The sequence below is a fragment of the Rhodococcus sp. MTM3W5.2 genome, from assembly GCF_001984015.1.
GTDB lineage: Bacteria > Actinomycetota > Actinomycetes > Mycobacteriales > Mycobacteriaceae > Rhodococcus_G > Rhodococcus_G oryzae.
This window is the reverse complement of record NZ_CP019572.1, coordinates 808,901-821,742: the sequence shown is the minus strand read 5'-3', so window position 1 is coordinate 821,742 and position 12,842 is coordinate 808,901. Positions and strand designations below refer to the sequence as shown.

The following is a 12,842-nucleotide window of genomic DNA, read 5'->3' as shown; positions in this document are numbered from 1 at the left end:
CCCTCTGGGCATGCAGAACACGGGTGTCGAACAGCAGGTGTGGACCGCGACGGTGGTGGAGCACCACCGTCTGCGAACCGATCTCGCGGTGGTGCGACTGGAGGGCGAGTTCGTCCCGTTCACCGCGGGACAGTCGGTCTCGGTCACCGTGCCGCAGAACCCGCGGGTCTCGCGGCGCTACTCGCCCGCCCTGCCGCCCTCGCTCGACGGGAAGCTCGAGTTCCACGTCCGGACGGTGCCCGCCGGCTGGATCAGCGGCGCGATCGTCGGCGACACCGCCCCCGGCGACCAGTGGCAGATCAGCGAACCGAGCGGACGCCTGTCGGTGGACGATTCCGGCCGGGACGTCGTGATGGTCGCAGGCGGCACCGGACTCGCCCCGTTCCGCTCGATCATCCTGGAGCTCGCGCGGCGCCCGAGGCCGCCGCGGGTGTACCTGTTCATCGGCGGCCGTCATCCCCGCGACCTCTACGGCTCGGACATGCTGTGGATCCTGGCCCAGCAGCTGGACTGGCTGACCGTGGTGCCGGTCGTCGAGGACGTGCAGGACCCCGAGTGGGCCGACGAGTGGTACGACCGGACCCGCGTCGACATCGGCTTCGGCCCCGACGACCTCATCGCGGGCACGCTGGCCGAGGTCGTCAGCTCGTACGGCGCCTACACCGACCACCAGGTGCTGGTCTGCGGCTCCCCCGCCATGGTGCGCTTCACCCTGCGCTCGCTCATCGACAGCGGAACCCCCGCGGGCGCGATCCAGTTCGAATAGGCGCTCCGCGCCTGTGAGTCTTTCTGGCCCCCGTAGGGACCAGAAAGACTCACGGGCGGCGGAGCCGCCTAGCGCCTGGTGCTGCCCGCGTCGACCGGGAGGGACACCGAGGTGATGTAGCGCGCCTCGTCGGACGCCAGGAACAGCGCGGCATTCGCGACGTCCACCGGTTCGATCCACGGGATCGCGAGCATGTTCATCGTCGCGGCCGACTCGGCGAACTCCTCGCGCGTCGGCGGCCGGTCGAGATCGGGGCGGAACTTCGCGCGCACCGCGTCGTTCTGGATCATCGGGGTGTCGACGTTGGTGGGGTGCACGGTGTTGACCCGGACCTGGTGCGGCGCCAATTCCTTTGCCATCGAACGCATCAGCCCGACGACGCCGTGCTTGGCGGCGGTGTAATGGGCGACGCCGACCAGGCCGCGCAGCCCTGCGATCGAGCTGGTGAGGATCATCGACCCGCCGCCCCGCTCGATCAGGTGCGGCGCCGCCACCGCGCACGTCTGCCACACCCCGGTCAGGTTGACGTCGAGCATGGTGTTCCAGGTCTGCTCGTCGAGATCGAGCGCCGGGGCCGAGGAGGTGATCCCCGCGGTGGCGCAGACGATGTCGAGGCCGCCGAACGCCGCGACGCCGGCGTCCACCGCCGACGACAGCGCCGCCCGATCGCGCACGTCCACCTCGAAAGTCTCTATCCGCCCGCCCGTTTCGCGCACGAGTGCCGCGGTCTCGGCGAGGTCCGCCGCGCTCGACGGCGGTGTGACCACCGTGTCGATCGGCCCGCACAGGTCGACGGCGATCACGTCGGCGCCCTCCTGCGCGAACCGCAGCGCCTGCGCGCGGCCGATGCCCCGCGCGGCCCCGGTCACCAGCGCGACCCTGCCCGCCACCCGTCCGCTCGGAGTAGTCCCCGCTCGCGTCATCGTCACACCTTCTGAGTCAGGCCGGCGTCGACCACCAGCTCGGTTCCGGTGATGTACCGGGCTTCGTCGGATACCAGGAAGAGCAGGGCGTTGCTGACGTCGGCGGATTCCACCCACGGCACCGGCAGCAGATGGTTGCGCGCCAGCACCTCCATCACGTCCTCCGCGGTGGGGTCCGCCAGGTCGGGCCGGAGCCGGGCGAAGGTCGCGGGGTTCAGCGTCATCGCGGTACCGACCGCGCCGGGCAACAGGGCGTTGACGCGAATCGACCTCGGCCCCAGCTCGTTTGCGAGGGTCCGCATGAGTCCGATCACCGCGTGCTTGCTCGCCGAGTAGTGGGCGGCGCCCGCGACGGCCTTCATGCCCGCGGTCGAGCTGACGATGACGACCGACCCGCCGTCGGCACCGATCGACGGGGCCGCGGCCTTCACCGTGTGCCAGACGCCGGTCAGGTTGATGTCCAGGGAGCGCTGCCACACCGGGGCGTCGATGGTCCACGCCGGGCCCGGGTTGTCACAGACGCCCGCATTGGCGACCACGACATCGAGCCGGCCCAGCTCGGCCACGCCCGCGTCCACGCCCGCCTGCACCGCGGCGAGGTCGCGGACGTCCGCTGCCCCTACCGCCGCACGCCGCCCCGCCTCGCCAACCAGCCGGGCGGTCTCGGCCAGGTCGGCCGACGCGCCGGGGAGGTCGAGCGCGATGATGTCCGCGCCCTCCTCGGCGAGACGGACCGCATGGCTGCGCCCCATTCCGTTACCGGCGCCGGTGATGAGCGCGACCTTGCCCGCCATACGAGACATCGGTGTCTCCTTCCACGTCTGCAGCCGACGCTAAGGGGCACTCCGCAGGGCTGACACAAGCTCTCCCGCGCAGCGGGAGGTCTGCACGAACTCCGCCTGTCGCGGCGGGTGTCAGGGGCAGGATTCGATCGACCCGACGATTGGAGACCCGCATGGCGATCATCGATCCGACCCGCACCTGGGAGATGCTGCAGAGCCGACTGGCCGACACGACAGACCCGCGACATCGCGTGGTGCTCGGCGCCGTCCTGGAGCACATGCAGGCCGAGGAGAAGCCCGACCTCGACCGGCTGATGGGCACCCTCGCCCCTGACCCCGCCTACCACTTCTGGAACGGCGGAAAGGATGTCGGCCCCAAGGGAACGGACGCCGTTCGGACGTACTACAGCTGGTTCATCGGGACCCAGACGAATGTGCTCGAGTTCGCGCTGGATCGGCTCGTCGTGGACGACCACTGCGTGGTCACCGAGGGCTTCCTCAAGCAGATCTACCCCGGCGCATATGCCGCATCGGTCGGCATCGAGGTCGACGACGAGAGTGCCGACTACCTGGTGGTGAACCGACAGCTGATCCTGTGGCCGGTGGACGCCGACGGGCTCATCGGCGGCGAGGACTCCTACCAATCCGGCCCGGTGAGCGTCACGAAGATCGCGTTCGAGGACCTGCCGCGCAAGTACGTGGACATGGTCCACGTCTCCGCCTGAGATCACCCCGACGACCCGAAAGGCACACCGTGCACACCGCTTTCATCCGCGTGAAGGTCGCACCGGACGCGGCCGATCGCGCGGCGCTCGCCATGCTCGCACTGGTCGAGCCGACGCTCGCCGAGCCCGGTTGCGTCACGTACGAGTTCTACCGCGATCACGACGATCCGTCGCTGTTCCTGTGCTTCGAGCACTGGCAGACGCGTCAGGCGCTCGACGACCACGGCTCCACACCGCACGTCGCCGCGTTCCTGGCCGAGTTCGGACCGGTGATCGAGCTCTGGGAGTCCAACCACGCGTCCGCGTTGACCTGATCCTCGCGCCGACCGCACCCTAGGGGCGCGGTCGGCGTGAGTACTACCCGCCGACCCGCCCGAAGTACGCGTCCCGCAGCACAGCGAGGTCGTCGATGTCACCGGCGTCGGCGTCCATCACCACCCGTCCGATGTCGAGCACGGTGACGTGGTCGGCCACGCTCATCGCCGCCTCGACCGCCTGCTCGACGAGCAGCAGCGCAAGCCCGGCCTCCTTGAGCACGCTCACCCGCTCCATCACCTCGTTGACGATCACCGGCGCCAGGCCGCCGGACGGCTCGTCGAGGAGCAGCAAGGTGGGCTCTGCCATCAGCGCCTGCCCGATGGCCAGCATCTGTTGCTGGCCACCCGACATCGAGCCGGCCAGCAGGCCGCGCTTCTCGCCGAGGATCGGGAACAGGTCGTAGATCCGCGCGACCTCCTGTTTGAGCGCGGACCGCCGCATCTTGCGGACGTAGCCGCCGAGAATCAGGTTCTGCTCGACGGTCTGGCGGTGGAAGACCCGCTTGCCCTCCTGGACATAGGCGATCCCGCGTCGCACCCGCTGGTGGGCCGGGACCTTGGAGATGTCCTGCCCGTCGAACTCGACGGAGCCCGCCGAGACCTTGTTCAGACCGGAGATGGCGCGCAGGGTGCTGGTCTTGCCCGCGCCGTTGCGACCGAGCAGAGCGGTCACCTTGCCGGGCCAGACGTCGAGCGAGACATCCCAGACCACCCGCAGGTCGCCGTATCCGGACTCCAGGTTCCGCACGCTCAGAAGCGGTTTCGTGGCAGTGACAGTCATGACTTCACCTCTTCTGAGATGGCGGCCTCTTCGTCGGCGATGGTGCGAGCACCGGTCTCCTCGACGCTGACGCCGAGGTACTCGCTGAGCACCCTCGGGTTCTGCTCGATCTCGGCCGGGCTGCCGTCCGCGATGACGGCGCCCTGGGCGAGCACCACGATGCGGTTGGCGAGTTCGAGGACGAGCCGGAAGTTGTGCTCCACCAACACCACCGTGGCGCCTGCGTCGCGCAGGTCGCGGATCAGGTCCGCGAGCCGCTCGACCTCGTTCTCGTCCAGGCCGGAGGCCACCTCGTCGAGCAACAGCACTCGGGCCTGGCGACCACGGACCGTGCGACCTCGAGGAGCCTGCGCATGCCGAGCGGCAGCGCGGTGGCGGTCTCGTCGCGCAGGTGCGACATCCCGACCATCTCGAGGGCGCGCTGCGCCTCGGCGAGGTCGGCGGCGCGCACCCTGCGGTAGTTGGGCAGCCGCAGCACTGTGGCGACCATCGACACCCGATCGGTGCTGTACCGACCGGAGGCCACCGCCTCCAGCACCGTGATGTGCTCCGGGATGTTCGGGTCTGGAAGGTCCGTGCGACCCCGACCCGGGCCACCCGATCGGGAGCCTGCCCCTGGACCTCGTTGTCGCCAACCAGGATCCGGCCGGTATCCGGCTTGTAGAACCCGCAGATCATGTTCAGCATGGTGGTCTTGCCCGACCCGTTCGGCCCGATCAGCGCGGTCACCTGACCCGGCTCGGCGGTCAGCGAGGCCCCATTGAGGGCCTGGTTGCCACCGAACGCCTTGGCGATGCCGTCCACGACCAGGCGCTCGCCCACGATCGGATCGACGGCCGGCCTCGTTCCTTCGGCCACGGGGTCGGCCGCGTGCACACCTGTCAGTCCCGCCGCCCGGTCCAGCCGCGCCATCGCCGCCTTCCCGAGCTTCGCCAGACCGCCGCTGAGCAGCACACCGCCGACGATGAGGAATCCGCCGTAGAAGACCAGTGCGTACTCCTGGAAGTCCGCGGCCTGGTTGGGGCCGAACTGGATGATCGCCGCACCGATCACCGCGCCGTAGACGCTCGCGGCACCACCGAGGATGCAGGCCGCGAGAACCGCTGTGGCGAAGACGAACCCGAATGCCTCCGGCGAGACGAACATGTCGATGTTCGCGAACAGCGCGCCCGCGAGCCCGGCAGGAAGGGCGCCGATCGCGTAGCCGAGCAGCTTCATCCGGAACACCGAGACACCGACCGACGACGCCAGCACCGGGCTCTGCTTGAGGGTGCGGAACGCGATGCCGTGCCTGGATACCACGAGGTTGCGCATCACCGCGAACCACGCGATCGTCACCACGACGACCACCAGATAGAACTCGTTGTTCTCGGGATCGAGCACGTGGCCGAACAGGGTGGCAGGCTCGATGCCGGTGAGCCCTCCTCGCCCACCGGTGGTCTTCCCGAACACCGCGATGATGTCGGGCACGAGCAGCACGAGAAAGAACGAGGTCATCGCGAGCGACCAACTGCCCAGTCGCAGACCGGGAATGCCGGTCACGATGCCGACCACCAGCGCGACCAGGCCCGCCGCGACGAGTTGCAGAACGATGTCGGTGTGGCCCGCGATGGACATCAGGCCTGCGGTGTACGCACCAGCCGCATACATCGCCGCCTGACCGAGCGCCAGTTCGCCGGCGTAGCCGAGACTCAGGCTCAGGCCGCTGACCACCAAGGCGAGGATGCAGGCGAGCTGCACCTGCCTGGTCATCGCGAAGTCGAGCCCGAGCGCGGGCAGGAACAGCACGAGGACGGCGAGGGCGAGCGGATAGATCCAACTCGGTACCGCCCGGAGGGAACGCCAGATCTGCATGTCACACCACCCGTTCCCGTACCCGGCCGAACAGCCCGGCAGGCTTGACCATGAGGATCGCGATCAGCACCACGAACACCGCGATGTTGCTGTACTGGCTGCCCAGTTCGAGCGCGGCGAAGGACTCGACCAGGCCGACCGTGAGACCACCGACCAATGCACCCGGCAGGGAGCCGAAACCACCGATGGCCAGCGCCACGAAGCCCTTGATCGCCAGCGCTGAGCCGAGCGTGGCCACCGCGAAGGTCTTGGGCCCCACGAAGAGTCCGAGGAAGCCGGCGAGTGCGCCCGATGCGGCGAAGGCGCCGAGCGCGAGCGCGCGGACGTTGACGCCGCGCAGCATGGCGGCCTCTCGGTCCTCGGAGATGCCGAGCAGCGCAAGACCGGTCACGGTCTTCTTGCTGACCTGACTGAGCAGCACCACCAGCACGATCGCGAGGACCAGCAGCGCGACCTCCACCGGGTAGGTGCGCCCGCCGAGCAGGGTGATCGCGTCGTTGGAGCCGAAGAACGGCACGGTCAGCGGTTCACTGCCCCAGATCAGCTGTGTCGCACCGGCTATGAGCGTCGCGGCCCCAGTGTGGTGACCAGTTGGTTCTGGTGGTCGTGCACCGGCCGGACGGCGATGATCTCCTCGAGCCCGGCGAGGATCATCACCGTCACGGTCGCCATCACGGCGACGACGAGGACGGGCAGCTTCAGTGTCACCAGGCCGGTGTACGCGACGAAGGTGCCGACCATCATCAGCTGTGCCTGCGCGAAGTTGAAGGTGTTGGACGAGATGAAGACGATGTTGTAGCCGATCGCCACGAGGGTGTAGACAGCGCCGAGTGCGAGACCCGACCAGACAATGGTCACCGCGAGCTCCTCTCGGTGGTGCGGCCGCGGGCGACCGCACCACCGTCGTCATTCAGGGGTGGACGGTCTCAGGCAGCGGGGTTGCCGTACTGGCCGTTGAGCAGCTTGCTCGGCGGCACGAACCGGTAGCCGTCGTCCTCCAGGTTCGGCGCGTGCGAGTCCGCCGAGTAGTGGTACCGGGGCAGGAAGGCCGTCTTGGCGTTGTCCAGGACCTCCTGGTTCTCCAGCGCCTCGGCGAGCGCCGTCGCGTCATCGGTGGATCCGACCTTGTCCGCGGCCGCCGCGACCAGGCCGAACGGGTCGTAGTTGTCGGCCAGGATCAGGGTCGACGGGATCTGTCCCATCCCGGCCATGGTGTTCACCATGGCGTTGACCGCCGCGTCGTTCGCGTCGTAGACGGTGCTGGGGAACACCTGCATGACGAGGTTCGCGGTGGCGGGGGTGCCTAGGATCCCCTCCGGTGCGGGCTTCGCGACCAGCGCGGTGCCCGAGACCGAGGTGTTGCCGATCAGCGGGATGTTCCAGTCCAGGCGCTGCAGGCTGGTCAGCAGGTAGCCCAGCGGCGCCCCGTAGGCGTCGACGACCAGCGCCTGCGCGCCCTTGTTCTTGAGCGACTGGAGCTGCGCGGTCATGTCGAGAGCCGCGATGTCGTACTCCTCGGAACCGGCCGCGCTCACCCCCTCCGCCGCGAGGGACGACTCCATCGCCTTGCCGAAGGCCTCGCCGTAGGCGCTGCTGCCGTGGATGACGCCGACCTGCTGGTAGCCCTTGCTCTTCGCGTGCCGCGCGATCGAGGCCGCGTAGTCGGCGGGCGACGGCGACAGGTCGAAGTTGAGCGGGAATTCCTCTGGGTCGGAGGAGTTCTCGGTCGGCCCGACGTTGAACGAGAGGATCTTGTTCTGCTTGAGGATCGGCAGGGTGGCGGCCGACAGCGTGGACGGACCGGAGTTGAGGTAGAGGTCCGGCTTGTCGCCGGAGGCGATCGCCTCGCGCAGGTTCGAGACGGCCTTTGTGGCGTCGCCGCCGTCGTCGACGACGGTGAGTTCGACCTGCCGACCGCCGATTCCGCCGTTGGCGTTCACTGCCTCGACCCCGGCCTTCGCCGCGAGGATCGAGGTCTGGGAGTTCGCCGCGAGGGCGCCCTGGCCGCTGATCGCGCCGGTGACGAGCACCCGGTACGGGCCGTCCGATCCGCTCTCGGAGCCGGAGCTCGATCCGGAACAACCCGCGAGCGCGACCGCGGACACGGCGAGCGCCGCCACGAGAGCGGAGTGCCGATTCTTCATGCAGATCTCCTCAAGTTGAATAAGCAAGCATTTGCTTGGCATGCACGCTAGGGGTGTGACCTAGCTAACGTCAACCACATTCCCGCGTGTCGGAAGTCGAAAGATGTTAAATTGCAACACGTTTCATTCTTCTGGCCCTAGACAGAACAAGGCGCCGGGTGCCGTTCCGCCTGACACCCAGCGCCTTTCCCTCCGCAACGCGGCCCTCAGGCCGCGCATCGGGACTAGTCGGTCACCCCTTCGCCTCGATGAGCTCGAAGCCCTTGTACCCTGCGGCCGCGACCTCGGCGATGATCTCGCCGTAGGCTCCGAAGCCGCCGACGAACGGCATGAACACCCGCGGCTTGCCGGGGATGTTGGCGCCGAGGTACCACGAGTTCGCCGTGGTCATGAGCGTGGACGCGGCCCGCTCGGTGCACTCGCGTCCCCAGGCGGTGACCGCATCGGCGGTCGCCTCGATGGCGACGGCGCCGTGGGTGTCGAGGTGCTCGATCAGGTCGGCGACCCAGTTCACGTGCAGCTCCGAGTGCAGCACCATGTTCGCGAGCACCGACGGGCTGCCCGGCCCGGTCAGGTTGAACAGGTTGGGGAACCCGTCCGTGCCGAGGCCGAGGTAGGTCCGCGGGCCCTCCGCCCACGCCTGGTTCAGCGTCCTGCCGTCGCGGCCGACGATGTTCACCTTCTCGAGCGAACCGGTCATCGCGTCGAACCCGGTGGCCAGCACGAGGGCGTCGAGCTCGTAGCGCTCGCCGGTGGTGTTGACGCCCGTCTCGTCGATGCGGGCGATCGGGGCGGCCTTGAGGTTCACCAGGTTCACGTTGGGGCGGTTGTAGGTCTGGTAGTAGTTGGCGTCGGTGCAGATCCGCTTGGTGCCGATCGCGTGGTCCTTCGGGATCAGCAGCTCCGCGACCTCGGGGTCGTCGATGACCGCGCGCACCTTGCCCTCCCAGAACTCCCTGGCGGTGGCGTTGGCGTCGGCGTCGAGCACCTGGTCCGGGAACGTCTTGCTGAACAGCACCCCGCCGAGCTGCCAGCGCTTCTCGTAGGCCTCGCGCCGCTCCTCCTCCGAGACGTCGAGGGCGTTGCTGGGATGTGCCTGGTGCGGGGATCCGCCGCCGCTGAGGAACGAGAGCCTGCGCCGCTCGGCGTAGCCCGCCTTCTGCGCGCGCCTGGTCTCCTCGTCGAGCGGCACGTTGCCCGCGGGCACGCTGTAGTTCGCACTGCGCTGGAACACGTGCAGCTGCTCCGCCTGCTCCGCGATGAACGGAATCGTCTGGATGCCGGAGGATCCCGTCCCGATCACGCCGACCCGCTTGCCCGTGAAGTCGACGCCCTCATGCGGCCAGTGTGCGGTGTGATAGACCCCACCCTGGAACTCGTCGAGGCCCTCGATGGCGGGGATGTTCGCGTTCGACAGCGGGCCGACCGCGAAGATGACGAACCGGGCGGAGATCGTCTCGCCGGTATCGGTGCTGACCTGCCACCGCAGCGTCTGCTCGTCGAGCACCGTGTCGGTCACCCTGGTGCCGAAGGTGATGTCGCGTCGCAGGTCGAAGCGGTCCGCCACGTGGTTGACGTAGCGCAGGATCTCCGGCTGGGTGGCGTACTTCTCGCTCCAGTCCCAATCCTGCTGCAGCTCTTCGGAGAACGAGTACGAGTAGTCGACGCTCTCGACGTCGCAGCGTGCGCCGGGGTACCTGTTCCAGTACCAGACGCCACCGACCCCGTCGCCAGCCTCGAACACCCGCACCGCGAGCCCTGCTCCGCGGAGCCGATGGAGCGCGTAGAGCCCGGCAAAGCCGGCGCCGACGACGACCACGTCGACGTCGGCTCCTGTGTCGGCCTGAGGGGAAGGGGTCCCTGCGGACGAAGCTGACTGGGCGTTCACGGTGACTGCCTTTCGCTGGAGACTCTCTCTCCAGCGACGCTATTGCGGCGGCGTCACCGTGGCCTACCGCCTCTCCCGCTGACCGGGCGGTGCGATGCCAGGACGCGGATCAGTACAGCGGGTCGTGCCGCATGTTCTCGACCGGGACGCCCTTGGCCTGCAGCCGGAACTTCGCGGTCTGGATCGTCGATGCGGACCCGACGATCTGGATGTCGTGGTTCGACCAGTCGCCGAAATCGGCGGCGACGGCGCTGACCTTGCCGGTGATCCGCTTGTACATCCCGGCGGGCGGCGTCGGGATCGGGTCGAGGTGGAACCAGGGGTTGGTGTCCTCCTCGGAGACCGGGATGACGGTCAGCCACGGATTGGTCAGCGACAGCTGCCACAGTGTCTCGATGTCGTACAGGTCGCACGGGTAGTTGCCACCCACGAACACGTGCACGTTCGGGTTGTTCGCGCGCATCGCCATCTCCATCAGCTGCGCGCGCAGCGGGGCGATGCCCGTTCCCGACCCGATCATCAGCATGTCCCGGTTCTGGGTGCGGTCCACGCCGAGCGCGCCGAGCGGGGAACCCATCACCCAGGTGTCGCCGAGGTTGGTCTGGCCGACCATCGCCGGGCTCACCCAGCCGCCGGAGACGCGCCGGACATGGAACTCGATCTGCCCCTCGGGGTTCGACGGGATGGCGGGCGAGAGGTAGCGCCACATGCGGGGGCGGCCGGGAACGGTCACGCTCACGTACTGGCCCGCGCCGTACTCCATCGGCCGGTCCAGCTGCAGCCGCACCACCGCGACGTCCTGGAGCACCTGCTTGTGCTCGACCACGGTGCCGGTCCAGGTCGCAGGCCCGGTCTCGGCGTTGGCGGCCTCCATCATCACCGAAGCGATCAGGGCGATGGCCTCGCGCCAGGCATTGTCGACCTCGTCGGTCCACATCTCGTTGCCCGCGAAGTTCTTGAGCGCGAAGATCAGCGCGTTGCCGACGGCGGTGTAGTGCGCGTCGACCACGCCGTACTTGCGGTGATCGCGGCCCAGCTGGGCGAGGAACAGGAGAACCGGCTCCGGATCATCGAGCTGGTCGATGACGTAGGCGATCGCGTGGACCAGGCGCTCTCGCTGGGCCTCCATGGCGGCGGGGAAGAACTCGCGGACGTCCGGGTTGTTCGCGAACAACACCGAGTAGAACGACTGGGTCAGACGAGCTGGTCCGTCGTCGATCGCCGCCACGGCCTTGAAGGTCGTCCGGACAAGCGAAATAGCCGTTGAATCCACTGCAGAGTCCCCGTTCCGCATACAAACGCGGCCTGCGGTGTCCTCTGCAGGTCGCGTGGCCCCTCCGGCTGGTTGCCGTTGGGTTTGGGGAAGTCTAGCGAGGAATCGTCGCATCCGAAACACGTACTAGTAGAACGTCCGTTCAACTCGCAGACTGCCGGTTCTCACACTAGGGTCTTCGTCGATGTGAGGCCGCCGCGGGGGCGGCCGAAGGGAGTTCCGTCACCGTGGTCATAGCCTCCGGAGAGGAAGGGCTCCGCGACATTTCGGCCGCGAGCGCCCGGATGTCGACAACCGAGGACCTGGATCGGCGGCTGCGTGAATGCACCGAGTTCTTCGCGCAACCGGAGCTGGCACACCTTCCCGCGGAACGGCACACGGCGGCACTCGACGAGTTCGCGCTGACCGGACGCTACGAGCACACCACCGAGGAGCTCCTGGTCGGGGCGAAGCTCGCCTGGCGGAACCACGCGCGCTGCGTGGGGCGCAATCACTGGCGCACCCTCAAGCTGATCGACGCCCGCCACGCGGTGACCGCGGCGGCGCTGGCCGAGGCGTGCTGGGAGCACCTGCGGGTCGCCACCAACGGCGGCGCGCTGCAGTCGGTCATCACCATCGGCCCTCGACCGCTCCCGGACGGCCGCGAGTTCCGGATCATCAGCCCCCAGCTCATCCGCTACGCGGGATATCGCAACGAGGACGGCAGTGTCACCGGCGACCCGTGGCACGTCGCCCTCACCGAACAGGTGACGAAGATGGGCTGGCAGGGCAAGGGCACCCGGTTCGACGTCCTGCCGCTGCTGATCTCGGTCCCCGACGAGCCGCTGCAGTGGTTCGAGGTGCCCGAGGACCTGGTTCTCGAGGTCCCGCTCGAGCACCCGAACTACAAGTGGTTCGCCAAGCTGGGCCTGAAGTGGCACGCGGTGCCCGCGGTGTCCAACATGGACCTGGAGATCGGCGGGCTCACCTATCCCTGCGCGCCGTTCAACGGCTGGTACGTGAGTACCGAGGTCGGTGCCCGCAACTTCAGCGACGAGGACCGGTACGACATGCTGCCGACCATCGCCAAGAAGCTGCGGCTCGACATGAGCTCGGACCGCACGCTCTGGAAGGACCGGGCGCTGGTCGAGCTGAACCGGGCCGTCATCCACAGCTACCGGGAGGCGGGGGTGATCATGGTCGACCACCACACGGTGGCCAAGCAGTTCCTCGACTTCGTCGGCCGCGAGGAGAAGGCCGGACGCGCCTGCCCGACGGACTGGTCGTGGATCAACCCACCGATGTCCGCGGCGTTGACGCCGACCTTCCACCGGCTCTACGACGACCCCGATCTCGATGTCCGGCCGAACTTCGTCACCAGGACACCGGCTTCCGGCTGCCCGATCTGAT

10 protein-coding genes and 2 pseudogenes are annotated in these 12,842 nt (G+C 68.4%); 4 read left to right on the top strand and 8 right to left on the bottom strand.

Translation table 11 applies throughout. The features are described 5' to 3' along the window. Positions 1-10 precede the first annotated feature (10 nt). The gene (locus BTZ20_RS03860) at positions 11-766 is read left to right on the top strand and encodes an FAD-binding oxidoreductase (RefSeq protein WP_077040444.1); all 756 of its coding nucleotides are present in this window, start codon (positions 11-13) and stop codon (positions 764-766) included. A 68-nt stretch (positions 767-834) separates the two neighbouring features. On the opposite strand, the gene BTZ20_RS03855 is transcribed toward BTZ20_RS03860, so the two are convergent. Next, complete coding sequence (locus BTZ20_RS03855) at positions 835-1,689, bottom strand: mycofactocin-coupled SDR family oxidoreductase (protein ID WP_077040443.1); 855 nt, start codon at positions 1,687-1,689, stop codon at positions 835-837. Between the two features lie 2 nt (positions 1,690-1,691). After that, positions 1,692-2,492, bottom strand: a complete 801-nt coding sequence (locus BTZ20_RS03850) for a mycofactocin-coupled SDR family oxidoreductase (protein ID WP_077040442.1) — start codon at positions 2,490-2,492, stop codon at positions 1,692-1,694. A gap of 152 nt (positions 2,493-2,644) precedes the next feature. On the opposite strand from BTZ20_RS03850, the gene BTZ20_RS03845 reads away from it, so the two are divergent. Both BTZ20_RS03845 and BTZ20_RS03840 read left to right on the top strand, forming a co-directional pair. After that, positions 2,645-3,196 (top strand): nuclear transport factor 2 family protein, encoded by a 552-nt coding sequence (locus tag BTZ20_RS03845; RefSeq protein ID WP_077040441.1) that lies wholly within the window; start codon positions 2,645-2,647, stop codon positions 3,194-3,196. 29 nt (positions 3,197-3,225) lie between these two features. Beyond that, a complete protein-coding gene (locus BTZ20_RS03840) occupies positions 3,226-3,510 on the top strand; it encodes a putative quinol monooxygenase (RefSeq protein ID WP_077040440.1) in 285 nt (94 codons plus the stop codon). Between the two features lie 43 nt (positions 3,511-3,553). Here the strand turns inward: BTZ20_RS03840 and BTZ20_RS03835 are convergent, their stop codons facing one another. The 6 genes and pseudogenes from BTZ20_RS03835 to BTZ20_RS03810 all read right to left on the bottom strand — a co-directional run bounded on the left by BTZ20_RS03835 (position 3,554) and on the right by BTZ20_RS03810 (position 11,453). Continuing rightward, positions 3,554-4,294: an ABC transporter ATP-binding protein gene (locus BTZ20_RS03835; protein ID WP_077040439.1), complete on the bottom strand. Its 741-nt coding sequence runs from the start codon at positions 4,292-4,294 to the stop codon at positions 3,554-3,556. Continuing rightward, positions 4,291-6,148: pseudogene (locus BTZ20_RS03830) on the bottom strand (ABC transporter permease subunit). The gene BTZ20_RS03835 and the pseudogene BTZ20_RS03830 overlap by 4 nt, the downstream one beginning before the upstream one ends. A 1-nt stretch (position 6,149) precedes the next feature. Then, positions 6,150-7,006: pseudogene (locus BTZ20_RS29365) on the bottom strand (branched-chain amino acid ABC transporter permease). A gap of 68 nt (positions 7,007-7,074) precedes the next feature. Next, a complete protein-coding gene (locus tag BTZ20_RS03820; protein ID WP_077040438.1) occupies positions 7,075-8,292 on the bottom strand; it encodes an ABC transporter substrate-binding protein in 1,218 nt (405 codons plus the stop codon). A gap of 232 nt (positions 8,293-8,524) precedes the next feature. Continuing rightward, positions 8,525-10,180, bottom strand: coding sequence for a flavin-containing monooxygenase (locus tag BTZ20_RS03815; RefSeq protein WP_077040437.1), 1,656 nt, complete (start codon positions 10,178-10,180; stop codon positions 8,525-8,527). A gap of 109 nt (positions 10,181-10,289) precedes the next feature. Then, positions 10,290-11,453: a globin domain-containing protein gene (locus BTZ20_RS03810; protein WP_077040436.1), complete on the bottom strand. Its 1,164-nt coding sequence runs from the start codon at positions 11,451-11,453 to the stop codon at positions 10,290-10,292. A 284-nt stretch (positions 11,454-11,737) separates the two neighbouring features. Here BTZ20_RS03810 and BTZ20_RS03805 point away from each other — a divergent pair, with 284 nt between their 5' ends. Further along, complete coding sequence (locus tag BTZ20_RS03805; protein ID WP_077040435.1) at positions 11,738-12,841, top strand: nitric oxide synthase oxygenase; 1,104 nt, start codon at positions 11,738-11,740, stop codon at positions 12,839-12,841. Position 12,842 lies beyond the last annotated feature (1 nt).